This window comes from Streptococcus oralis, assembly GCF_019929345.1.
Taxonomy (GTDB): domain Bacteria; phylum Bacillota; class Bacilli; order Lactobacillales; family Streptococcaceae; genus Streptococcus.
This window is the reverse complement of the sequence record NZ_JAHZPJ010000003.1, coordinates 142,454-166,704: the sequence shown is the minus strand read 5'-3', so window position 1 is coordinate 166,704 and position 24,251 is coordinate 142,454. Positions and strand designations below refer to the sequence as shown.

The following is a 24,251-nucleotide window of genomic DNA, read 5'->3' as shown; positions in this document are numbered from 1 at the left end:
GCGCTTGTTGAAGCACTTTGGCTAGCACTCGTCGAGGCTGACTTGGATGCGCTTGTTGAAGCACTTTGGCTAGCACTCGTCGAGGCTGACTTGGATGCGCTTGTTGAAGCACTTTGGCTAGCACTCGTCGAGGCTGACTTGGATGCGCTTGTTGAAGCACTTTGGCTAGCACTCGTCGAGGCTGACTTGGATGCGCTTGTTGAAGCACTTTGGCTAGCACTCGTCGAGGCTGACTTGGATGCGCTTGTTGAAGCACTTACTGAGGCACTCGTTGAGGCAGACACACTTGCCGACGTACTTGCGCTTGTTGATTGTCTTTGACTTAGACTAGTTGAAGTACTGCTACTCTTATACTCACTATCAGAAAGTTTTACAGTGAACGTATCCGTAGTCTTATCTTTATAGATAATGGTAACTGTTCCATTGTTACTAATAGTAAAGGAATCAATACGTTTTTCCTGCTTATTGTTTAGTTTCTCAACAGCCGTCAATATACGAGTTTTTTCTTGAGGTTTTAATTCAGAAACATTCTCTACTTGGAAGGTTTCAGTCGGTGCTACCCCTTCCATAATATCTGTCAGCCTACCTTGCACAATACGGACATTACCTGGCGAAGCATTTCCTGCACTATTTTTATTCCCAGCCTTATCCGTTGCTACTGCATTACGTTGCCAACTATTTCTACCATTTTTATCGTACTCTAGATTATCATTCAAATGAGCTCTTACTGTAATGCGAGCTGGACTAGCAGTAGTCGCTGTGATATTCCCCGTTAAATGCTCTACAGTTCCCGTCCCATATTTATTATCTTCAAAGAAATTATTTTTAAGGGCTGAACCATTTGCATCTTCATTTGAAACGATCTTAAATTCTGATAATTGCCCGCTATTATCTGTAGCAGTGAAATTAATTTGAATATCATCTCCTACGTACACAATATAGTTGCCGTTTACAGGTGTTAGAGTTTGACCGTTACGAGTCACCGTCGCACTTGGAACTGGAACAGCATCCACATTAGCTGGGATAACAGCTGTAGTATTATCACGGTAGGTAATGGTAATATTCCCATTTTCAGCTACCGAAATCGTTCCGGTTACGCCATCTTTCGTAAAATCACTACCAGATAAAAGCGACTGGTTTTTTTCTTTAAATTTTTCAAGTACCTGATTGCGTTCACTTAGAGTCAAAGAAGAGGGATTCTTAACAATAACAGTATCCCCACTAACTGGGTTGTGGCGTTCGTTGAAGCCCTTGATATGGACATTCGTACGTGCTGTCGCAGTCAGGCCATGAATATCTCTTACTGTGTACTCCAGAACATAGGTACCAGGTTTATAGGGTTTCCAAGTTCCGTTTTCACGACCCACTGTCCCTATTACGTTAATAGTGTATGTTCTTTGAGCACCTGTTTGATTTCCCCATTTATCATAGGTATATAGATCCCCATATCCCCTTTTCTTAGTAGCTGGATAGTCCGGTGCATTTAAGCCTGTAATAATAGCATTGGATGGGGAAGCCGTGATTTTATCCATCCCTTTATCATCATTCAGCCTCATCTGGTAATTAACTGATTCATCATTATAAATTGTGATATTAGATGGCATAGAGATTGTAGGTGGATTAGAAGCTGCACGTAGGTGTGCCCCTCTAGTAATCACTGTCCCATTTCGTACATCGCGTACACCAGAATTAGTCGCCAAAACAGCATTAATAATCGAATTACGTGCTAAAGTAGCTTTTTGCACTACTGTTGTTAAATCGCTAGTCGGATCAGCTAAGGCCTTTTCAATTTCTGTTAGCGCTGCATTAGCCTTAACAAGAGCTGAATCCGCATTTGGCAAATCAACTGCTTTTGCTAGATACTCACCTATCTCAGCTGAAAGGTTGGTCAGCTTCTTACGGTTTTCATCTTGTTGTTTAGCTGTAACTTCTGATGATGCTATTGCAGCAGCTGCAGCCGCAACCAAGCTAGTTGTTACAGAAGTTGATTGAACTGCACTGACACTATTCTTACCAGTAATTTCAGTTGTTTTTAATGCAGCTGAATCAATTTCAAGGTTCTTTGCTTCTTTTGAAGTAGAAGACTGCTGTTCAATTGCTGGCGTCGATGCGCTCTGTTCAACAGACAGACTTGATACTATGGAAACATTCGATCCACTTGTTGATTGACTGGCACTAGCAGAAGTACTGATGGACTCACTGAATGAAGTGCTGGCAGAAAGACTAGTAGAAGTGCTGGCGGAAGCACTAGCTGACGAACTATGAGACACAGATTCTGATAGCGAAGTACTTTCACTCACAGAAATAGACAAGCTAGCAGAAGTTTCTGAGTCACTCGTTGATGTCTCACCCAGAACCACAGTGTTTCTTGTAGCCAAGATATCCTTTGATTCTACCGTCTTTTCAACTGCAACAGTATCATTAGCGTATACTCTCGTCTGAGTAGCTGCAAAACCTCCCAAAATGGTTCCAGTTGCTGCTACACCTTTCAACAAATCTAAGGCAGTCAATTTTTGACTTGCCTGATCTTCTACTAATTCTGTTTTTACCTGCGTAGCATCAACACCCCCACGCATAACTTTAAACAGACCAAATAGGGAAGTTGAGGCCCGCAACCAATGTTTCCCCGACTTGATTAATTTATACCTTGTGATGCGGTCGGTCTCTCTATATTCACCTCGTTGGCGTCTAAAAAACATGTCCACTCTCCTAACCTAAAAAAGAAATTCTTCTTTCTAAAAAATTTTATCTCCTTATTATATCCTAAACATACCTACAATTCAATATTTATGATTAGAAAAAAAAAACGAAAATCGGCCTATTTCCCACCAACTAGGTGCGGCAAAGCAAGAAATGGAAACTCCAGCACAATCTAGGAATAAATTCTGTTCAACTATTCATCGAAAAATAAGAATCAAGTGGCTTTCCCTCAGACAAAAGAGCCTAAACGACATTTATAAAAGGCACGTGATTTCAACTCCAAACTGAGGAGAAATATCATTTTCGGATAATTGAACAACAAAATCATCCTAGAGGAAGTAACTGTATCCCCTATGTAAGTTAGACTTTTTCACTAAATTATCTTCATTATAAAAAATTCCACGAATAATTTGAATTCGTGGGATTTTCTTGCTAGAACGATTATTATACTACAACACGGAGTTTGGCAAATCGATTTCATTTGTAAAACGTGGTTACGACGGAAAAATCCACGAATCGATAATATTCGTGGATTTTTCCTAGTGAAGCGTTTCGGTAAGCCGATTTTACACTACGACACGGAGTTTGGCAAATCGATTCTATTTGCCAAACGTAGTTAGTGAGGCAGTTAGCTAGTTCGCCAAATAGCGACTAGCGTCCAACAATTAGGAACTTTAGTTCCAATTGTTGTTGCTGAGTTACATCTTCTCTTCCAACTCAACATCTGGATATTTATCCGCAAACCAGCGGAGGGCAAAGTCATTTTCAAAGAGGAAGACTGGTTGGTCGAAACGGTCCTTGGCCAAGATATTGCGGCTTGATGACATCCGTTCATCCAAGTCCTCAGGCTTGATCCAACGAACGGTCTTTTTACCCATTGGGCTCATGACCACTTCTGCATTGTACTCGCCTTCCATGCGGTGCTTAAAGACTTCAAACTGGAGTTGACCTACGGCGCCCAGCATGTACTCGCCTGTTTGGTAGTTCTTATAAAGCTGGATGGCTCCCTCTTGTACCAATTGCTCAATCCCCTTGTGGAAGGATTTTTGTTTCATGACGTTCTTGGCAGAAACTTTCATGAAAATCTCAGGAGTAAAGGTTGGCAGTGGTTCAAATTCAAACTTGTTTTTCCCAACAGTTAGCGTATCCCCAACTTGATAAGTACCTGTATCATAAACCCCGATAATATCACCTGCCACGGCATTGGTCACATTCTCACGACTTTCCGCCATAAACTGAGTGACATTCGACAGTTTGGCACTCTTCCCAGTACGAGGCAGATTGACACTCATTCCACGCTCGAATTCACCTGATACGATACGGACAAAGGCGATACGATCACGGTGACGAGGGTCCATGTTGGCTTGGATTTTAAAGACAAACCCTGAGAAATCCTTGTCATAAGGATCCACAATTTCGCCATCTGTTTTCTTGTGTCCATGTGGCTCTGGAGCAAATTTCAAGAAAGTTTCAAGGAAGGTCTGCACACCAAAGTTAGTAAGAGCTGAACCAAAGAAGACAGGCGTTAATTCACCCGCTAAAATAGCTTCTTCTGAAAATTCATTTCCTGCTTCTTGCAAAAGTTCGATATCGTCCTTAACCTGAGCATAGAAAGGATTGCTGCCAAAAAGTTTGTCCCCATCTTCCAGACTGGCAAAGCGTTCATCCCCTTTATAAAGCTCCAAGCGTTGGTTATAGAGGTCATACAAGCCTTCGAAGGCTTTCCCCATCCCTATTGGCCAGTTCATTGGATAGCTCGCAATACCTAGGACTTCTTCTAGTTCTTGCAAGAGATCCAGTGGCTCACGCCCGTCACGGTCCAGCTTGTTCATAAAGGTAAAGACTGGAATGCCACGGTGTTTCACAACCTCAAACAATTTCTTGGTTTGAGCCTCGATACCCTTGGCAGAGTCCACGACCATAACCGCAGCATCCACCGCCATCAAGGTACGATAGGTATCTTCTGAAAAGTCCTCGTGCCCTGGTGTGTCTAGGATGTTGACTCGTTTGCCGTCGTAGTCAAACTGCATAACAGATGAAGTAACCGAAATCCCACGTTGTTTCTCAATATCCATCCAGTCAGACTTAGCAAAAGTCCCTGTTTTCTTTCCTTTTACGGTACCAGCCTCACGAATCTCGCCCCCAAAGTAGAGCAACTGCTCAGTGATGGTTGTTTTCCCGGCGTCCGGGTGAGAGATAATGGCAAAGGTACGGCGTTTCTTGATTTCTTCTTGAATAGTCATATGTTCTCTTTCTTTGATTTTCTATTTTTAGTTGTTTCAATGGCTAAGAATGATTTTTACATTGGATTTTACCATTCCTTTCAACTCTCCATTATATCGGATTTTGGGGAGTTTTTCAATTGCTCATCCGATGAAAAGGCGAGCTAGAGTACAGATTTCATCTGTTTTCTCTTTTTCCATCGTTTTTTGAACAAAATATCAAAGAAAACAAGAGCCAGTGAAAGGATGACCGACACAAGGAGGTACTTTATCCATAGAGGAGCATTCGAGATAAACGGTGTATCTCTTAAGAGACCATAATTTCCACCAGTCACCTGATTAACCCCAACTAAAAAGAGATTGAGGATAAAAGTATAGGCTACTATCATATATTTCTTGAGTAGGCTCTTGTCATAGTGATTCATCAAGTAAACCAAGGAATTCACCAAAAGGGCATAGTGCCCAATCAAAAATGAAAAACTGGTAATATGGGGAAAATCATAGGGATCAAAAACCGGGTAAACCAAGGCAAAGACCGCTCCACTTGCTCCTAAGAGGGCAAAATATTGCTTGCTCCGCCATTTATCTGGTAAGAAAACCACTGCAAACATAGCCAAACGGCAATGGTAAAATGGAAGGCTATTAGAAAATGGAATCCCAAAGCTAACATACCAGCTATATAGAGCTAGTAACTGGAGGATCTGAATCCCCTTAAACAAGCGGACAAATTTCGGATTATTGTGATAAGCAAGTGCTCCATAAATACAAAGTACTAAGAGAAGCATCATGATCCCATACCAAAAAAGCGAAATGGGAGGAGGAACAGTTTGAGATCTGGTGATAAATTGATGGAACATTTTTTTATCCTAACTCTTATTTTTTCTATTCTCTAGTTTAACCATTATAGCGAATTAAAAGCGATTTTTCAATTTCTATTTCTTTTCAGTTTGGCTCCCTTATTTATAGGAAAATATGGTAAAATAGAACAGACTAAAAATCATCATTTCACGAAAGGATGCAAGATGAAAATTACGCAAGAAGAGGTAACACACGTTGCCAATCTTTCAAAATTAAGATTCTCTGAAGAAGAAACTGCTGCCTTTGCGACAACCTTGTCTAAAATTGTTGACATGGTTGAGTTGCTAGGCGAAGTCAACACTACTGGTGTCGCACCTACTACGACCATGGCTGACCGCAAGACCGTACTCCGCCCTGATGTGGCCGAAGAAGGAACAGATCGCGATCTCTTGTTTAAAAACGTACCTGAAAAAGAAAACTACTATATCAAGGTACCAGCGATCCTAGATGATGGAGGAGATGCCTAATGACTTTTAATAACAAAACTATTGAAGACTTGCACAATCTTCTTGTCTCTAAGGAGATTTCAGCAACTGAATTGACCCAAGCTACACTTGAAGATATTAAGTCTCGCGAGACAGCTATCAACGCTTTTGTCACCATCGCTGAGGAGCAAGCTCTTGCTCAAGCTAAGGCCATTGATGAAGCAGGAATTGACGCGGACAATGTCCTTTCAGGAATTCCGCTGGCTGTTAAGGATAACATCTCTACTGACGGTATTCTCACAACTGCAGCCTCTAAAATGCTCTACAACTACGAGCCTATCTTTGATGCGACAGCTGTCACCAATGCAAAATCTAAGGGTATGATTGTTGTCGGAAAAACCAACATGGACGAATTTGCCATGGGGGGATCAGGTGAAACTTCCCACTACGGAGCGACTAAAAATGCTTGGGACCAGACCAAGGTTCCTGGTGGTTCATCAAGTGGTTCTGCTGCAGCTGTAGCTTCAGGCCAAGTCCGCTTGTCACTTGGTTCTGATACTGGTGGTTCCATCCGCCAACCTGCTGCCTTCAACGGGATCGTTGGTCTCAAACCTACCTACGGAACAGTTTCACGTTTCGGTCTCATTGCCTTTGGTAGCTCGCTAGACCAGATTGGACCTTTCGCACCAACTGTTAAGGAAAATGCCCTCTTGCTTAACGCGATTGCCAGCGAAGATGCTAAAGACTCTACTTCTGCTCCTGTCCGCATTGCCGACTTTACTTCAAAAATTGGTCAAGACATCAAGGGCATGAAAATCGCTTTGCCTAAGGAATACCTCGGTGAAGGAATTGACCCAGAAGTTAAAGAAACCATTCTGAACGCAGCCAAACACTTTGAAAAACTTGGTGCTATCATTGAAGAAGTCAGCCTTCCCCACTCAAAATACGGTGTCGCAGTTTACTACATTATCGCTTCATCAGAAGCATCCTCAAACTTGCAACGTTTTGACGGTATCCGTTACGGCTACCGCGCAGAGGATGCGACGAATCTTGATGAAATCTATGTAAACAGTCGTAGCCAAGGATTCGGTGAAGAAGTGAAACGCCGTATCATGCTGGGTACTTTCAGCCTTTCATCAGGTTACTACGATGCCTACTATAAGAAGGCTGGTCAGGTCCGTACCCTCATCATCCAAGATTTTGAAAAAGTCTTTGCGGATTATGACTTGATTTTGGGACCAACTGCACCAAGCGTTGCCTATGACTTGGACTCGCTCAACCACGATCCAGTTGCCATGTACTTGGCTGACCTTTTGACCATCCCAGTCAACTTGGCTGGTCTCCCAGGAATTTCGATTCCTGCTGGATTTGCTCAAGGACTACCAGTCGGTCTCCAATTGATCGGTCCTAAGTACTCTGAGGAAACCATTTACCAAGCTGCTGCTGCCTTTGAAGCAACAACAGACTACCACAAACAACAACCTGTGATTTTTGGAGGTGACAACTAATGAACTTTGAAACAGTTATTGGACTTGAAGTCCACGTAGAGCTCAACACCAATTCAAAAATCTTCTCACCTACTTCTGCCCACTTTGGAAATGACCAAAATGCCAATACCAACGTCATTGACTGGTCTTTCCCAGGTGTACTGCCAGTTCTCAATAAAGGTGTTGTTGATGCCGGTATCAAGGCAGCTCTTGCCCTCAACATGGACATCCACAAAAAGATGCACTTTGACCGCAAGAACTACTTCTATCCCGACAATCCCAAAGCCTACCAAATTTCTCAGTTTGATGAGCCAATCGGCTACAACGGCTGGATTGAAGTGGAGCTAGAAGACGGTACAACTAAGAAAATCGGTATCGAGCGTGCCCACCTAGAAGAAGACGCTGGTAAAAACACCCACGGTACAGATGGCTACTCTTATGTTGACCTCAACCGCCAAGGGGTGCCCTTGATTGAGATTGTATCTGAAGCCGACATGCGTTCCCCTGAAGAAGCCTATGCTTATTTGACAGCCCTCAAGGAAGTTATCCAGTACGCTGGCATTTCTGACGTTAAGATGGAAGAAGGTTCTATGCGCGTGGATGCCAACATCTCGCTTCGTCCTTATGGTCAAGAGAAATTCGGTATCAAGACAGAGTTGAAGAACCTCAACTCCTTCTCCAATGTCCGTAAAGGGCTTGAATACGAAGTCCAGCGTCAAGCTGAAATCCTTCGTTCAGGTGGTCAAATTCGCCAAGAAACACGCCGTTATGATGAAGCCAACAAGGCAACCATCCTCATGCGTGTCAAGGAAGGGGCTGCAGACTACCGCTACTTCCCAGAACCAGACCTACCACTTTTTGAAATCTCAGACGAGTGGATTGAGGAGATGCGTACAGAGTTACCAGAGTTTCCAAAAGAAAGACGTGCGCGCTATGTTGCCGACCTTGGCTTGTCAGACTACGACGCCAGCCAGTTGACGGCAAACAAAGTCACTTCTGACTTCTTTGAATCAGCTGTTGCCCTCGGTGGCGATGCCAAGCAAGTCTCAAACTGGCTCCAAGGTGAAGTCGCTCAATTCTTGAACGCCGAAGGCAAAACACTGGAACAAATCGAGTTAACACCAGAAAACTTGGTTGAAATGATTGCCATCATCGAGGACGGCACTATCTCTTCTAAGATTGCCAAGAAAGTCTTTGTGCATTTGGCTAAAAATGGTGGCGGTGCGCGTGAATACGTGGAAAAAGCAGGCTTGGTGCAAATCTCAGATCCAGCTATCTTGATTCCAATCATCCACCAAGTTTTTGCCGATAACGAAGCCGCTGTCGCCGACTTCAAGTCAGGCAAACGCAACGCAGACAAGGCTTTCACAGGATTCCTCATGAAGGCAACCAAAGGCCAAGCCAACCCACAAGTTGCCCTTAAACTGCTTGCCCAGGAATTGGCGAAGTTGAAAGAAAACTAGACAGAAAAAAACCAGCCCTGAGGTTGGTTTTTTTCTTCTCTACCAGCTCCCAATAACTATTTTGGCTTTATTTCCAGAATATTTTATGGTAAAATGAATAGTAATAATATTTATTAAAGAGGTAAAAACATGATTGAAGCAAGTAAATTAAAGGCTGGTATGACCTTTGAAACAGCTGACGGAAAATTGATTCGCGTTTTGGAGGCTAGCCACCACAAACCAGGTAAAGGAAACACGATCATGCGTATGAAATTGCGTGATGTCCGTACTGGTTCTACATTTGACACAAGCTATCGTCCAGAGGAAAAATTTGAACAAGCCATCATCGAGACTGTTCCAGCTCAATACTTGTACAAAATGGATGACACTGCTTACTTCATGAATACAGAAACTTACGACCAATACGAAATCCCTGTAGTCAATGTTGAAAACGAATTGCTTTACATCCTTGAAAACTCAGAAGTGAAGATCCAATTCTACGGAACTGAAGTGATCGGTGTAACCGTTCCTACTACTGTTGAATTGACAGTTGCAGAAACTCAACCATCTATCAAAGGTGCTACTGTTACAGGTTCTGGTAAGCCAGCAACAATGGAAACTGGACTTGTCGTAAACGTTCCAGACTTCATCGAAGCAGGACAAAAACTCGTTATCAACACTGCAGAAGGAACTTACGTTTCTCGTGCCTAATCTCTAGAAAGAGGTCATTCTATGGGAATTGAAGAACAACTTGGTGAAATCGTTATCGCCCCACGTGTACTTGAAAAAATCATTGCTATTGCTACAGCAAAAGTAGAGGGTGTTCACTCTTTTTCAAACAAATCAGTATCTGACACCCTTTCAAAACTTTCTCTCGGCCGTGGCGTTTATCTTAAAAACGTGGACGAAGAACTCACAGCAGATATCTATCTCTACCTTGAATACGGAGTAAAAGTTCCTAAGGTAGCTGTTGCTATCCAGAAAGCTGTCAAAGATGCTGTCCGCAATATGGCTGATGTAGAGCTCGCTGCTATCAATATCCACGTTGCAGGTATCGTTCCAGATAAAACACCAAAACCAGAATTGAAAGATCTGTTTGACGAGGACTTCCTCAATGACTAGTCCACTATTAGAATCTAGACGTGAGCTCCGTAAGTGCGCCTTTCAAGCCCTTATGAGTCTGGAGTTTGATACAGACGTCGAAACTGCTTGTCGTTTCGCCTATACTCATGATCGTGAAGATACGGATGTGCAACTTCCAGCCTTTTTGACAGAGCTAGTTTCTGGTGTTCAAGCTAAAAAGGGAGAACTAGACAAGCAAATCACACAGCATTTAAAAGCAGGTTGGACCATTGAACGCTTAACGCTCGTTGAGAGAAACCTCCTTCGCTTGGGTGTCTTTGAAATCACTTCATTTGATACCCCTCAATTGGTTGCTGTTAACGAAGCTATCGAGCTTGCAAAGGACTTCTCAGATCAAAAGTCTGCCCGCTTTATCAATGGACTGCTCAGCCAGTTTGTAACAGAAGAACAGTAAATAGAAAAAGTGTTTGACAGACATCAAACACTTTTTTCTTTGCCTCCCACTATCTAAAAAAGTGGTAATAGATATAATATTACAAGTTTAATATTCATTTTTCTAAAAATATTTTTAAAAAAAAGTCCTACTTACATCTAAAAACTAGTAAGAAGAATTAAATTATCTACTTTTATTGTATAATTACTTCTTTTTTATCTATAATAAAAATCTATAACAAATATACCCTTCTTTTATAGGGTATATTTGTTATAGATCCTTTTCTTCTAACTTTCGATAAAAGTTTTTATTCTCTTGGTGTCGAGCTTCCAGCACATTCTCTATACGATTCTTATACAGTTGATGATAGCTGTCTAAATTGTTCTCTATCTCAAAGATATAAGGTTGAATTTCAGCAAAACTACTGTCTCTACATGCATAGGAAAGCGCCTCTAGGAGATGATCCGTCTCCCTGCTAAACTTGTGGAAATCATCATCCAAATCCATCTCCAAACGCTCTAAGTCTCGTAATTTACGATTGTGCTCATCCTCTAATTTCTGAAGTTCCTTTTTATCCATGACTAGTTTTCTCCTAGCTTTTGATCGGACTCTGTAAAGTAGGTGTTTGCAAGGTCTGTGTCAAGTAAGTTTCGGCGGCATCTGCAGCTTTCCCCTCAAATCCCCCCTTAATATTGTTCACATAGGTCTTAGAAGCGTAGTCTTGCATATCTGCGGCTGCTTCTTGCAACTTTTTAGCCAACTCAGCTCCTTTAGCAAGGATTGACAACTCTTTTGCAGTTACCAAGGTCCTGACTGCTTGGCGTTCTTGTTCCTTCATTCTTTCCTTGAAGCCTCTGTCGAGTTGCTCTCTTGTAATTAAAGTATCCTCATCCGTTAGGACTAACATTTTTTCCCCTCCATGTTTGTTTTACATCTGCCAATAGATTATTAAAATCTTCAGCTCTATCTGTATCTATAGTCTCAAAGGAGCCACTAGCTTTAACCAGACTTTCCCCTAGTTGCTCGATTTGTGTCAGGAAGTATGTTGCTGCAGTCTTCGTGTCACTTTCTACGCCTTCATCCCAAAAGCTTGTTGTATCAAAACCAGAAAGTAGATTTGTAACTTCTGAACTTGACAAATATCCAACCATGTCAAAGGCTGTCTGTCTTGTTTCTTTTATCATGTTTTGAATATCTTCCTTAGCATCTGAAAGTAAGGTTTTCACAGATTTTACTTTATTTTCCATGTCAAAATTTGCCAACTGGGCTGCTGTCTGAAGCAACTGAGCTCGAACCAAGATTCTCTTTTCTCCTGTAAGATTGCCATTTCTCAGTTGTTCCTGATAACGAGGAATAGCTTCTCGATCCCACTTTATAGATTCCTGACGAGCTTCTTCGACGATTTTACTATATTCAGTTGTAAAATTCTCGTAAACTGAATAACCAATAGCTGCCTTTATTTTAAACTCACCTCTCATAATGGAATTTAAAACATTTGAGGCTACATTTTCATCAACTCCTAAAGCCCTGAGAGAATCCAACGTTGTCGCTATCAGTCGAGCCAACTTTTCACCTGCCCTGAGCAATTCCGGGTGAAAATCCTCAGACGCAGTCAATAAATTTCCCTTTCCATCCGATTGGAAAACACCAAAGTCATGGGAGCTTTCCGGATCAGTAATCTGGGTATAATGCAAGGGGACCAGGACATTGACTTTACCGACGGGTTTCTTGAGGGATTCATCGGAGTCCCCAGGTAATTTAGTGATGGTATGCTCACGATTAAGCATACCCACGATATCAAAAGGATTGACATAATACTCTATCTTTTCGCTAATCTTTTGGATTTTCTCATCACTGAGGCCCATTTTCTTTAAACTCTTTGTCGTGTCTGGACCGTCAAAAAGAACTACTTTTCCGATTTTCTCCAGTTCTTCATCAGTGAGGCCAGCTACCCCTTGCGCAGAGACAATGGTTCCTAGGGAATGACCTGTAATGTCCATCGTAGCTTGCGGAGCTTTTTCGCGCATCTCTGCGATTTTCGTTTTCATTCCTACTGTCGCTAACTTGGCTTGCGGCGTATGGATATGATTGAGCGCAAACTGAGCATCGTTCTCAACCCAGTCGTTCAAATTTTCCAAACTGATGGCATCACTGCCGCGGATAGCCATATAGGTTTTCGTAGTATCATTAGTCAAGGTAGGCGTATCCGTTAAGTAGTAGGCATTAAAACCAGCTCTCTCATCCGTTAAGAGTCCTTTTTGATAGCGTTTGCGTACATATTTTTCTTGACGATATCCTCCATTAAGATTAGGAAGCTGGAGATCCATCGTATCTTCTATAGTATGTAACTCAGGATCCGGCTGCAAGTAGACTTTACCATCATGAGGAAGGTTTTTACCTCCAGGGGTGATTTCCAATTTTTTTGTAATTTCGTTGTAAGATTGAGCGTCTTGAGAAAAGTCAAATTGTAGAGAATCACCAGAATCTAAGGCTCCTTTTTCATCTTTTCTTAATTTTTCATAAGGAAAAAGAACGGGTCTTCCCCTATAGGCCGCCTGAGCCAAATCCGCATAAAAATTATCAAAACTTTTTAAATTGCTATTACTCAAATTTTTTCCCTCCAATACCTAGACCATTAACTAATGTCATAGAGGTTAAATTAATTTTTCCATCTTCTACACTTATCATTACATGCCAACCAGAATTTTCAATGTTATTGAATGTTCCATAGATGTCAATAATCTCTCCACCTCCTTGAGGCGTACCATTTCCTATCTTATCCCATTGTGTCTGTTTCCAATCAATTTGAACCGATTCTATCTTTGCATTTTGAGATTTTACAAAATCCTTAATTTCTTCTTCATGCTCTTTCAAATAAGCCAACTGCTTAGCTCGCGGACTCAGAGTTATTCCTCCAAATAAATTTGTTTCTTGTGCCATCCATGCGCCTCCTCCAAAAATTACAAGGGCTAAAACCAGCCAAAGTAAAGTACGTTTTTTCATGATTATCCTCCTTAAACGTGGATTCTAAACCTATTATATCATGAATGTAAAAAAAAATACTTATGGCAAGTATTGTAAGTCAACAGGGAATGAATGATGTTAAATCCGCATAAAAATTATCAAAATTTTTTAAATTACTATTAGTCAAGCAGTTTACCCCCAATACGCAACGGACTACCAATTCCGGTAGAATTAATTAAAATTTTTCCATCTGTAATCTTAATAATAACACTCCAGCTTGAGTTTGATATATTATTAAATCCTCCATAAACCTGAACAATATCGCCTCCTCCTTGAGGTGTACCATTTCCTATCTTATCCCATTGTGTCTGTTTCCAATCTATTTGAACCGATTCGACTTTAGGATTTAAAGATTTTACAAACTCCTTAATCTCCTCTTCGTGCTCCTTCAGATATGCCAACTGCTTGGCTCGTGGACTAAGAAATGCTCCTCCAAATAGATTTGTTTTCTGCGCCATCCATGCTCCTCCTCCAAATACTACAAGGGCTAAAATTAGCCAAAGTAAAGTACGTTTTTTCATGATTATCCTCCTTAAACGTGGATTCTAAACCTATTATATCATGAATGTAAAAAAAAATACTTATCACAAATATTCGAAGTCAATAGGGAATGAACAATATTCAATTCGCATAAAAATTATCAAAGGTTTTTAAATTGCTGTTAGTCAAAAATCCTTCCTCCTACTCGCAATGGACTGCCTTGCATCATAGTATCAAAAGCAACCCGTCCATCCTCGATTTCAAAAATAACTTGCCAAGTTGAACCCTCTATACTATTAAAACCTCCTCCAACTATTACAACATTGCCCCCACCTTGTGGAGTTCCATTTCCAACTTTTTCCCACTTAGTTTCATCCCAATCAATCTGAACCGATTCGACTTTAGGATTTAAAGATTTTACAAACTCCTTAATCTCTTCTTCATGCTCCTTCAGATAGGCCAACTGCTTAGCTCGTGGACTCAGAGTTATTCCTCCGAATAGATTTGTTTTCTGCGCCATCCATGCTCCTCCTCCAAATACTACAAGGGCTAAAACCAGCCAAAGTAAAGTACGTTTTTTCATGATTATCCTCCTAAATAAGCTGACTGTGCTAAATCCGCATAAAAGTTGTTATAATCTTTTAAATTACTATCCGTCATACTTGTTCCAACCTCCATTTTTTAACACTCTAGGGGGATTGTACATGCCAATCCGTTCTATTGAAGGTACATCATTTTTAGTTTTTAATCGAAAATCTATTGTAAAGTCAGAATCCTTTATATAATTAAAAGAACCCTTCACTGATAGATTATAACCTCCGCCTTGTGGAGTTCCATTCCCTACCTGTTCAACAGTTAAACTATTCCAATCCATCTGAACAGATTCAATCTTTGAATTTTTAGACTTTACGAATTTTACAATTTCTTCTTCATGCTCCTTCAAATAAGCCAACTGCTTAGCTCGTGGGCTCAGAGTTATTCCTCCGAATAGATTTGTTTCCTGCGCCATCCATGCGCCTCCTCCAAATGCTACAAGGGCTAAAATGAGCCAAAGTAAAGTACGTTTTTTCATCTTTTTCCTCCTAATTAAGCCGACTGTACTAAATTTGCATAAAAGTTAGCAAGGATTCTTAAATTACTATTACTCATAAAGATCCCATAAATTTCCTTTCAAAATTCTTATTGGTTGCATTTCAGAAATTCTCTTAATATTGGGAATACTATTGCTATTATATTCTATAGGGAAACCAATTGTAAATTCAGTATCCTCATTGTTATTTATTTTTCCATCCAATGTTATAATATATCCCCCACCTTGAGGAGTACCATTTCCTATCTGACCAACTTCCATGCTATCCCAATCAAATTGAACACTTTCGACTTTAGGATTTCTAGCCTTTATAAAATTCGTCATCTCTTCCTCGTGCTCCTTCAAATAAGCCAACTGCTTAGCTCGTGGACTAAGAAATGCTCCTCCAAATAGATTTGTCTCTTGTGCAATCCATGCGCCTCCTCCAAAAATTACAAGTGCTAAAATGAGCCAAAGCAAGGTACGTTTTTTCATGATTATTCTCCTAATTAAGCTGACTGAGCTAAATTTGCATAAAAATTATCAAAGGTTTTTAAATTGCTATTAGTCAAAAATCCTTCCCCCCACTCGTAAATAATTGGCTAAAGCCATTGAATTAGGAATAATTTTATCATTCTCAATATCAAAAGTAACATTCCAAGAGGAGGACTCAATGTGATTAAAACTTCCATATACATTTACAATTTCGCCTCCCCCTTGAGGGGTTCCATTCCCAACTTTTTCCCACTTAGTTTCATCCCAAGCAATCTGAACAGATTCAATCTTTGAATTTTTAGACTTTACGAATTTTACAATCTCTTCTTCATGCTCCTTCAGATAATCCAACTGCTTGGCTCGTGGGCTCAGAGTTATTCCTCCGAATAGATTTGTCTCTTGTGCAATCCATGCGCCTCCTCCAAAAATTACAAGTGCTAAAATGAGCCAAAGTAAGGTACGTTTTTTCATTCTTTCTCTCCTAATAAGAAACTTTCTATTTCTACTACTAAAAACACTACTGTTAACCCGTTGTCATCATTTTACCTTATTTATACGTTTTTTTCATCTAAACACGGTTATCAAAAAAGCTAGAACAAAATGTTCTAGCTTTTAAATTTTCTTAGTATTTTCTAAAGCGTTGGTAACGTTCTTCGATAAGTTGGTCGAGTGGTAGTTCTTGCAATCTATCTAGTTCTACACGCAATTCATTTTTAACGCATCCTAGCAGTTCTTTACTTGACAGCCCTGCTTCTGAGATTACCTTGTCCACGATTCCCATTTCTAGGAGTTCATGTGAAGTGATTTTCATCAATTCCGCTGCTTCCATAGCACGACTTCCATCTTTCCAAAGGATAGAGGCAAATCCTTCAGGGCTGAGTACGGCGTAGATTGAGTTTTCTAACATCCAGACACGGTTAGCTACGGCTAGAGCTAGGGCCCCACCAGATCCACCTTCACCGATAATAATCGCGATGATTGGAACCTTGAAGTCACTCATTTCCATCAGGTTTCGAGCAATTGCTTCACCTTGTCCACGTTCCTCGGCTCCAACACCTGGGTAAGCACCCGCCGTATTGATAAAAGTCACAACTGGACGGCCAAACTTTTCTGCCTGTTTCATCAGGCGAAGAGCCTTACGATAGCCTTCTGGATGAGGTTGCCCAAAATTTCGTTTGAGGTTGTCATGAAGACTCTTCCCCTTTTGGATACCAACGACAGTTACTGCTTGGTCACCTAACCAGCCAATTCCACCGATGACCGCACCATCATCACGGAAAGAGCGGTCTCCATGCAATTCGATAAACTCGTCAAAGATTCCATTGGCAAAATCAAGTGCGGTCAAGCGACTCTGCTCGCGTGCCTCTCTGACTATTTTTGCAATATTCATCCGCGACTTCCTCCATGCAATCTTACTAATTTAGCAATTGTTTCTGGTAGTTCTCTACGTTTGACAATTGCATCAACAAATCCATGTTCAAGCAGAAATTCTGCCTTTTGGAAGTCATCCGGTAAGGTCTCTCGAACTGTATTTTCGATAACACGACGCCCAGCAAAACCAACCAAACTCTGGGGCTCTGCTAGGATAATATCACCTTCCATAGCAAAAGAAGCAGTCACCCCACCTGTTGTCGGATCGGTTAAAATAGTTAGGTAAAAAAGTCCTGCCTTGGAATGACGTTGAACTGCCGCAGAAATCTTAGCCATCTGCATCAAGCTCATGATTCCTTCTTGCATACGGGCTCCACCAGAAGCTGTGAAGAGAACGACTGGCAAGTTTTCTAGCGTTGCATACTCAAACAAGCGCGTGATTTTTTCACCCACAACAGTTCCCATAGAAGCCATGATAAAGTTAGAGTCCATGATTCCAAGGGCAACTTTTTGTCCCTTGATACTAGCTGTACCAGTTAGTACTGCTTCATCCAAACCTGTCTTTTCACGCATTGTTGCAAGTTTTTTCTGGTAGCCAGGAAAGTTTAATGGATCTTGAGTTTCAATACCCGTAAACATCTCCACAAAGCTGTCAGAATCAATCGTCAAAGCCAAGCGTTCCTGAGCTGAAATACGGAAAGTATAGCTACAATGGGGACAAATTCGTTCGCTCCCAAGATCCTTTTGGTAAATGGTGTGTTTACAACCAGGACACTGGGAGAAGAGTTCATCCGGAACCTCAGGCTTGACTTGTGGTTTCTGCCTTACGGAACGGTTAGGATTGATCCGAATATACTTATCCTTTTTACTAAATAGAGCCATAGCTCCCCCTTTTAGTTCTCATACTATTTAAAAGTCTATTCTTTTTCTTGGTATTTTGGCAAGAAAGTTTCCATCAAGAAGGAAGTATCGTAGTCACCAGCGATAACTCGGCGGTCTGAAATCAGATCCAACTGGAAGTCTGCATTGGTTTGCACTCCTTCAATATCAAGTTCATAAAGTGCCCGTTGCATCTTCATAAGAGCATCAAAACGATTCTCCCCATGAACAATGATTTTAGCAATCATACTGTCATAGTAAGGAGGAATGGTGTAGCCTGGATAAACTGCTGAGTCCACGCGCAAGCCAACTCCACCACTTGGTAGATAGAGATTAGTAATTTTCCCTGGGCTTGGAGCAAAGTTAAATCCTGGATTTTCCGCATTAATCCTGCACTCGATAGCATGACCTCGTAGGACAATATCTTCTTGTTTGAAAGGTAAAGGTTGCCCGGCAGCAATGCGAATCTGTTCCTTCACGATATCAACACCTGAAACAAACTCTGTGACTGGGTGTTCAACTTGCACACGAGTATTCATTTCCATGAAGTAGAAATTGCCACTCGCTTCATCGAGAAGAAATTCAATCGTACCTGCATTTTCATAGCCAACAGACTCTGCTGCACGAACGGCTGCAGCACCAATTTCATGACGAAGGGTTTTGCCAATCGCAATAGACGGACTTTCTTCTAAGACCTTTTGGTTATTCCGTTGGAGTGAACAATCCCGTTCACCAAGATGGACAACATGACCCTCTTGGTCCGCAAGAATCTGAACTTCGATATGACGAGCTGGATAAATCACACGCTCAAGATACATAGCGCCATTTCCAAAGTTGGCCTTGGCTTCACTGGATGCTGTTTCAAAGGCTGCGACCAAGTCTTCTGCCTTTTCAACCTTACGAATTCCTTTTCCACCACCACCTGCCGATGCCTTTAGCATGACTGGATAGCCAATTTTTTCTGCAACTGCAAGTGCTTCTTCAGCCGTGTGAACTTCACCATCAGATCCTGGGATAACTGGAACCCCAGCCTTGATCATTTGCTCACGTGCATTGATCTTATCTCCCATGGTATCCATTACAGCGCCAGAAGGGCCGATAAACTTAATCCCCACTTCATCACACATCGTTGCAAACTTGGAGTTTTCGCTAAGAAAACCAAAACCTGGGTGGATGGCTTCTGCTTCTGTCAAGACTGCAGCAGATAAAATCGCATTAATATTGAGATAAGACTCTGTCGCTTTACCAGGTCCGATACAGATAGCTTCATCCGCTAGGAGTGTGTGAAGAGCTTCCTTATCAGCAGTTGAATAAACTGCTACGGTCGCAATGCCCAATTCACGCGCAGCTCGAATAATGCGAACCGCAATCTCACCACGGTTGGCAATCAAAATTTTACGAAACATGGAGAACCTCCTTAGTTTCCAATTGCAAAGGTAAGAGTACCACTCGCTGCAAGCTTACCATCTACTTCAGCCTTTGCTTCAACCACAGCAATCGTACCACGACGTTTAACAAAAGTAGCCGTCATGACTAATTGGTCACCTGGTACAACTTGCTTCTTGAACTTAACCTTGTCCATGCCAGCATAGAAGACCAGTTTCCCTTTATTTTCAGGTTTGGACAATTCCAAGACACCAGCAGTCTGGGCCAAGGCTTCCATGATAAGAACACCAGGCATGACTGGGTATTGAGGAAAATGACCATTGAAGAAAGGTTCGTTGATGGTGACATTTTTAATGGCAACAATAGTATCCTCGCTCACTTCCAAGACACGGTCCACTAGGAGCATAGGGTAGCGATGGGGTAGAGCTTCTTTGATTCCTTGAATATCGATCATTTGATGCGTACCAATCCTTTACCGAACTCAACCATTTCTTCATTTGAAACGAGAATTTCTGTCACCACGCCATCTTTAGGTGCAGGGATTTCATTCATGACTTTCATGGCTTCAATGATCACCAAAGTCTGACCTTTTTTAACACTGTCTCCAACTGTGACAAAGGCAGGTTTATCTGGTCCAGCGGCCAAGTAAGCCACCCCTACAAGTGGACTTTCAACGACATCACCCTCTGGAGCAACCGTCGTTTCAGCTGGTACTGGAGCTTCTTCCACTGCACTCTCTACTGGAGTTGAAGGGGCAGAAACTACTGGACTTGCAGCTACTGCAGTTGGCACTGGAGCAACTTGAGCTGGTGCTTCAGAAGCCATTCTTGCTTCATTCTTACTAAACTGCAATTCGTCCGTTCCATTTTTATAAGAAAATTCTCTCAAACTTGATTGGTCAAATTGACCCATCAAGTCCTTGATCTCATTTAAATTCATAATTATTTATTCTCCCAACGTTTGAAAGCAAGAACCGCATTGTGTCCACCAAAACCAAAAGTATTTGAAATAGCATAAGGGATTTCTTGCTCCAAGCCTTGTCCATAAACGACATTCGCTTCGATATAGTCTGACAACTCGCTTGTTCCAGCTGTCATTGGTACATAGTTATGACGCATGGCTTCGATGGTAGCGATGGCTTCTACTGCCCCTGCAGCACCAAGCAAGTGTCCTGTGAAGGACTTAGTTGAAGATACAGGTACTTCTTTACCAAGAACAGCAACGATAGCACCACTTTCTCCTTTTTCATTAGCAGGAGTTGAAGTTCCGTGGGCATTGACGTAAGCCACTTGCTCTGGAGAAATTTCTGCTTCTTCCAAAGCCAACTTCATGGCCTTAATCGCACCTTGACCCTCTGGATGAGGTGAAGTCATATGGTAAGCATCACAGGTATTACCGTAGCCAACTACTTCAGCCAAGATAGTTGCGCCACGTTTTTCAGCATGTTCAAGACTTTCAAGAACCAACATACCTGAACCTTCTCCCATCACAAAACCATTACGATCTTTGTCAAATGGGATAGAAGCACGAGTTGGATCTTCTGTAGTTGATAGGGCAGTCAAAGCTTGGAAACCAGCAATGGCAAATGGAGTGATAGATGATTCTGATCCACCAACTAACATAACATCTTGGAAACCAAACTTGATAGAGCGAAAGGCATCCCCAATGGCATCATTTGATGAGGCACAGGCTGTATTGATTGATTTACAGATACCGTTTGCTCCGAAACGCATGGCAACATTTCCTGAAGCCATATTTGGCAAGGCTTTTGGAAGTGTCATTGGTTTAACGCGTTTTGGACCTTTTTCATGAAGACGGATAACCTGATCTTCGATTTCTTTAATTCCCCCAATACCAGAAGCCACGATGACACCAAAGCGATCTTTATCGATTGCTTCTACATCAAGATTTGCATTTGTCACCGCTTCTTGAGCAGCATACAAGGCATACAAAGAATAGTTGTCAAAACGGTTGGTATCTTTTTTGACAAAGTATTTATCAAATGGGAAATCTTGAACTTCTGCCGCATTGTGCACAGCAAATTCGCTGTGGTCAAACTTAGTGATTTCTCCAATTCCAATCTTCCCAGTTTGCAAACTGTTCCAAAATTCTTCTGGAGTATTTCCGATAGGAGAGGTCAATCCGTAACCTGTTACTACAACTCGATTTAGTTTCATCTGTCTTACCTATATCTTTCCTTATTTTTTACATGCTAAGTCCACCATCAACGGCGAGAACTTGTCCAGTCAAATAATCTTGTCCAGCCAGAAACACTGTTGCATCTGCGATATGTTCTGCTTGACCAAAATGTTTCATTGGGATTTGGGCCAATGTCGCTTCCTTGACCTTATCAGATAAAACAGCAGTCATATCTGACTCAATCATCCCTGGTGCAAGAGCATTTACGCGCACATTACGATTGGCAACTTCACGTGCTACTGACTTGGTAAAACCAATCAAACCTGCTTTAGAAGCTGCATAGTTGGCTTGTCCGATATTTCCCATCAAACCGACCACACTAGACATGTTGATAATCGCACCTTCACGTGCCTTGATCATCTGTTTCAAGACTGCTTGCGTCATGTTGAAAGCACCTGTCAAGTTGATCTTAATCACTTTTTCAAAGTCTTCTTCGGTCATCTTGAGCATAAGCGTATCTTGAGTGATCCCAGCATTGTTGACCAAGACATCGACAGAACCGAGTTCTGCAATCGCTTGATCTACCATACGTTTTGCGTCTGCAAAGTCTGAAACATCACCTGAAATCGGTACTACTTTGACACCATAGTTTGAAAACTCAGCCAGCAATTCTTCTGAGATTGCTCCTCGACTATTCAAAACTACATTAGCGCCTAGTTGGGCAAATTTGTGAGCAATGGCAAGTCCGATACCACGACTTGAACCTGTTACAAAGACATTTTTGTTTGTAAGTTGCATTCTATCTCTCCTGTTTCCTGTTGTATTTTGTGGGAGAAGGGATCATTAGTTTCCTAACAAAGCATCCAAGCTTGCCTGGTCTTCAACGTTAGCTAGCTGAGCTGTTTTATCGATTTTTTTGACAAAGCCTGATAGGACCTTACCAGGACCAATTTCAATAAAGTTGGTTACCCCAGCATCCTGCATCACAGCGATACTTTCATAAAAACGAACAGGTTCTTTGACCTGACGCGTCAAAAGCTCTTGGATTCGACCTTTTTCCATAACAGTAGCTTCCGTATTGCCAACTAGTGGGCAAATAAAATCAGAGAAACTCACTCCCTCAAGAGCTTCAGCTAGTTGCTGACTGGCTGGCTCAAGAAGGGCTGTATGGAAAGGACCCGATACATTTAAAGGAATCAATCGTTTTGCTCCTGCTTCCTGTAAGAGTTCCACTGCGCGGTCAACCGCAGCCACCTCGCCACCTATAACGATTTGGCTTGGGGTGTTGTAGTTAGCTGGAGTCACTACTCCAACTTTAGAGGCTGTTTCACAAGCTTCCTCAATCACTTCAACTGGAGTATTAAGAACGGCAACCATCTTTCCAGAGCCTGCAGGTGCAGCCTCTTCCATATAAGCACCACGCTTAGCAACCAAAACAACTGCATCCTCAAAGTCCAAGGCACCACTTGCTACAAGAGCAGAATATTCCCCAAGAGACAATCCTGCTACCATATCTGGCTGGTAGCCCTTTTCTTTCAATAGCCGGTAAATAGCAACCGAGGTTGCTAAAATAGCTGGTTGCGTATAGCGAGTCTGGTTTAACTTGGTTTCTTCCTTATCGATTAAGTCACGAAGGTCATAACCCAAAACCTGACTGGCTTGGTCAATTATTTCCTTAACGATAGGGTAGCGATCATAGAGATCACGCCCCATTCCTAGATACTGAGCACCTTGACCTGCAAATAGAAAGGCTGTTTTAGTCATTTCTTACAACTCCTGCCCAACGAGAGGCTTCTTCTTGAATTTTTTTGGCTGCGCCATAGTATAGGTCTTTTAGGATTTCTTCGACAGTTTCCTCTTTAGAAACCAAGCCAGCGATCTGACCTGCCATGACAGACCCACCTTCTACATCTCCATGAACAACGGCTTTGGCAAGAGCACCAGCTCCCATTTGTTCAAAGATTTCTAAATCTGGATTTTCTTGTTTAAAGGCATCTTTTTCAGCCTGCTCAAAGTCACGTGTCAACTGATTTTTAATGGCACGAACAGCATGACCAAAGTGTTGAGCGGAAATAGTCGTATCGATATCACGCGCTTTTAAGATTTTTTCCTTGTATTTTGGATGAGCGTTAGATTCCTTAGCTACTACGAAACGCGTACCAACTTGAACGGCCTCAGCACCAAGCATAAAGCCTGCAGCAACACCTTCACCGTCCGCAATTCCTCCAGCTGCGATAACCGGAATTGAAACAGCTGCAGCAACTTGACGAACCAAGGTCATCGTTGTTAATTTACCAATATGTCCACCGGCTTCCATTCCCTCTGCAATAACTGCATCTGCACCAATTTTTTCCATACGTTTTGCCAAAGCAACACTTGGAACAACAGGAATAACAGTAATTCCTGCATCATGGAAACGAGTCATGTATTTACTTGGATTTCCTGCACCAGTTGTCACCACCTTGACCCCTTCTTCAATCACGAGATCAACGATGTCTTCTACAAAAGGTGACAAGAGCATGATGTTGACACCAAAAGGTTTGTCCGTAAGTGATTTGATTTCATCGATATTAGCCTTTACGACCTCTTTAGGTGCATTCCCACCACCGATGATCCCTAGACCACCAGCTTTTGATACTGCACCAGCCAAGTCACCATCCGCAACCCAGGCCATTCCTCCTTGAAAAATAGGATAATCAATGTTCAATAATTCTGTAATACGTGTTTTCATAGTGCCTCCATCATTCCTTGCTTACGT

Annotated in this window: 27 protein-coding genes; 6 read left to right on the top strand and 21 right to left on the bottom strand. The window is 41.8% G+C overall.

The window, feature by feature from the left end:
- The 3 genes from K1I97_RS03980 to K1I97_RS03970 form a co-directional block, all read right to left on the bottom strand.
- A partial coding sequence (locus K1I97_RS03980) for an accessory Sec-dependent serine-rich glycoprotein adhesin (protein ID WP_223351602.1) occupies positions 1-2,699 on the bottom strand: 2,699 nt, incomplete at its 3' end.
- Positions 2,700-3,398: 699 nt separating this feature from the next.
- A complete protein-coding gene (locus K1I97_RS03975) occupies positions 3,399-4,943 on the bottom strand; it encodes a peptide chain release factor 3 (protein ID WP_223331374.1) in 1,545 nt (514 codons plus the stop codon).
- 143 nt (positions 4,944-5,086) lie between these two features.
- Entirely contained in the window at positions 5,087-5,779 is a 693-nt protein-coding gene (locus tag K1I97_RS03970) for a YwaF family protein (protein WP_223331373.1), read from the bottom strand.
- Between the two features lie 165 nt (positions 5,780-5,944).
- On the opposite strand from K1I97_RS03970, the gene gatC reads away from it, so the two are divergent.
- The 6 genes from gatC (at position 5,945) to nusB (ending at position 10,671) form a co-directional block, all read left to right on the top strand.
- Positions 5,945-6,247 (top strand): Asp-tRNA(Asn)/Glu-tRNA(Gln) amidotransferase subunit GatC, encoded by a 303-nt coding sequence (gene gatC / locus K1I97_RS03965; protein WP_223331372.1) that lies wholly within the window; start codon positions 5,945-5,947, stop codon positions 6,245-6,247.
- Positions 6,247-7,713: an Asp-tRNA(Asn)/Glu-tRNA(Gln) amidotransferase subunit GatA gene (gatA, locus tag K1I97_RS03960; protein ID WP_223331371.1), complete on the top strand. Its 1,467-nt coding sequence runs from the start codon at positions 6,247-6,249 to the stop codon at positions 7,711-7,713. Before gatC ends, gatA begins: the two co-directional genes overlap by 1 nt.
- Positions 7,713-9,155, top strand: a complete 1,443-nt coding sequence (gatB, locus tag K1I97_RS03955; RefSeq protein WP_223331369.1) for an Asp-tRNA(Asn)/Glu-tRNA(Gln) amidotransferase subunit GatB — start codon at positions 7,713-7,715, stop codon at positions 9,153-9,155. The genes gatA and gatB overlap by 1 nt, the downstream gene beginning before the upstream one ends.
- Before the next feature lie 129 nt (positions 9,156-9,284).
- Positions 9,285-9,845, top strand: coding sequence for an elongation factor P (efp, locus tag K1I97_RS03950; protein ID WP_000568642.1), 561 nt, complete (start codon positions 9,285-9,287; stop codon positions 9,843-9,845).
- A gap of 21 nt (positions 9,846-9,866) precedes the next feature.
- Entirely contained in the window at positions 9,867-10,256 is a 390-nt protein-coding gene (locus K1I97_RS03945) for an Asp23/Gls24 family envelope stress response protein (protein WP_000510584.1), read from the top strand.
- Positions 10,249-10,671, top strand: coding sequence for a transcription antitermination factor NusB (gene nusB / locus K1I97_RS03940; protein ID WP_223331367.1), 423 nt, complete (start codon positions 10,249-10,251; stop codon positions 10,669-10,671). The genes K1I97_RS03945 and nusB overlap by 8 nt, the downstream gene beginning before the upstream one ends.
- A gap of 249 nt (positions 10,672-10,920) precedes the next feature.
- Here nusB and K1I97_RS03935 read toward each other — a convergent pair whose 3' ends face one another.
- The 18 genes from K1I97_RS03935 to fabK form a co-directional block, all read right to left on the bottom strand.
- Positions 10,921-11,229 (bottom strand): hypothetical protein, encoded by a 309-nt coding sequence (locus K1I97_RS03935; protein ID WP_223331366.1) that lies wholly within the window; start codon positions 11,227-11,229, stop codon positions 10,921-10,923.
- 13 nt (positions 11,230-11,242) lie between these two features.
- Entirely contained in the window at positions 11,243-11,557 is a 315-nt protein-coding gene (locus K1I97_RS03930) for a hypothetical protein (protein ID WP_223331364.1), read from the bottom strand.
- Complete coding sequence (locus tag K1I97_RS03925; RefSeq protein WP_223331363.1) at positions 11,538-13,259, bottom strand: cutinase family protein; 1,722 nt, start codon at positions 13,257-13,259, stop codon at positions 11,538-11,540. The genes K1I97_RS03930 and K1I97_RS03925 overlap by 20 nt, the downstream gene beginning before the upstream one ends.
- A complete protein-coding gene (locus tag K1I97_RS03920; RefSeq protein ID WP_223331361.1) occupies positions 13,252-13,653 on the bottom strand; it encodes a hypothetical protein in 402 nt (133 codons plus the stop codon). Before K1I97_RS03920 ends, K1I97_RS03925 begins: the two co-directional genes overlap by 8 nt.
- Before the next feature lie 140 nt (positions 13,654-13,793).
- Positions 13,794-14,195, bottom strand: a complete 402-nt coding sequence (locus K1I97_RS03915) for a hypothetical protein (protein WP_223331359.1) — start codon at positions 14,193-14,195, stop codon at positions 13,794-13,796.
- Positions 14,196-14,335: 140 nt separating this feature from the next.
- A complete protein-coding gene (locus K1I97_RS03910; RefSeq protein ID WP_223331358.1) occupies positions 14,336-14,737 on the bottom strand; it encodes a hypothetical protein in 402 nt (133 codons plus the stop codon).
- 66 nt (positions 14,738-14,803) lie between these two features.
- A complete protein-coding gene (locus K1I97_RS03905; protein WP_223331357.1) occupies positions 14,804-15,226 on the bottom strand; it encodes a hypothetical protein in 423 nt (140 codons plus the stop codon).
- Positions 15,227-15,295: 69 nt separating this feature from the next.
- The gene (locus K1I97_RS03900; RefSeq protein WP_223331356.1) at positions 15,296-15,718 is read right to left on the bottom strand and encodes a hypothetical protein; all 423 of its coding nucleotides are present in this window, start codon (positions 15,716-15,718) and stop codon (positions 15,296-15,298) included.
- Between the two features lie 69 nt (positions 15,719-15,787).
- Positions 15,788-16,189, bottom strand: a complete 402-nt coding sequence (locus K1I97_RS03895) for a hypothetical protein (protein ID WP_223331355.1) — start codon at positions 16,187-16,189, stop codon at positions 15,788-15,790.
- Positions 16,190-16,340: 151 nt separating this feature from the next.
- Entirely contained in the window at positions 16,341-17,108 is a 768-nt protein-coding gene (locus K1I97_RS03890) for an acetyl-CoA carboxylase carboxyl transferase subunit alpha (RefSeq protein ID WP_223331354.1), read from the bottom strand.
- On the bottom strand, positions 17,105-17,971 hold the full coding sequence (gene accD, locus K1I97_RS03885) for an acetyl-CoA carboxylase, carboxyltransferase subunit beta (RefSeq protein WP_223331353.1): 867 nt from the start codon (positions 17,969-17,971) through the stop codon (positions 17,105-17,107). The genes K1I97_RS03890 and accD overlap by 4 nt, the downstream gene beginning before the upstream one ends.
- Positions 17,972-18,006: 35 nt before the next feature.
- Positions 18,007-19,374 (bottom strand): acetyl-CoA carboxylase biotin carboxylase subunit, encoded by a 1,368-nt coding sequence (accC, locus tag K1I97_RS03880; protein WP_223331352.1) that lies wholly within the window; start codon positions 19,372-19,374, stop codon positions 18,007-18,009.
- Between the two features lie 11 nt (positions 19,375-19,385).
- Positions 19,386-19,808: a 3-hydroxyacyl-ACP dehydratase FabZ gene (fabZ, locus tag K1I97_RS03875; protein ID WP_000565515.1), complete on the bottom strand. Its 423-nt coding sequence runs from the start codon at positions 19,806-19,808 to the stop codon at positions 19,386-19,388.
- Positions 19,805-20,293: an acetyl-CoA carboxylase biotin carboxyl carrier protein gene (gene accB, locus K1I97_RS03870; RefSeq protein WP_223331351.1), complete on the bottom strand. Its 489-nt coding sequence runs from the start codon at positions 20,291-20,293 to the stop codon at positions 19,805-19,807. Before accB ends, fabZ begins: the two co-directional genes overlap by 4 nt.
- 2 nt (positions 20,294-20,295) lie before the next feature.
- The gene (gene fabF, locus K1I97_RS03865; RefSeq protein WP_000774052.1) at positions 20,296-21,531 is read right to left on the bottom strand and encodes a beta-ketoacyl-ACP synthase II; all 1,236 of its coding nucleotides are present in this window, start codon (positions 21,529-21,531) and stop codon (positions 20,296-20,298) included.
- 28 nt (positions 21,532-21,559) lie between these two features.
- The gene (gene fabG / locus K1I97_RS03860; RefSeq protein WP_001177612.1) at positions 21,560-22,291 is read right to left on the bottom strand and encodes a 3-oxoacyl-[acyl-carrier-protein] reductase; all 732 of its coding nucleotides are present in this window, start codon (positions 22,289-22,291) and stop codon (positions 21,560-21,562) included.
- Positions 22,292-22,336: 45 nt separating this feature from the next.
- A complete protein-coding gene (fabD, locus tag K1I97_RS03855; protein WP_223331350.1) occupies positions 22,337-23,257 on the bottom strand; it encodes an ACP S-malonyltransferase in 921 nt (306 codons plus the stop codon).
- A complete protein-coding gene (gene fabK / locus K1I97_RS03850) occupies positions 23,250-24,224 on the bottom strand; it encodes an enoyl-[acyl-carrier-protein] reductase FabK (RefSeq protein ID WP_223331349.1) in 975 nt (324 codons plus the stop codon). The genes fabD and fabK overlap by 8 nt, the downstream gene beginning before the upstream one ends.
- Between the last annotated feature and the right edge of the window lie 27 nt (positions 24,225-24,251).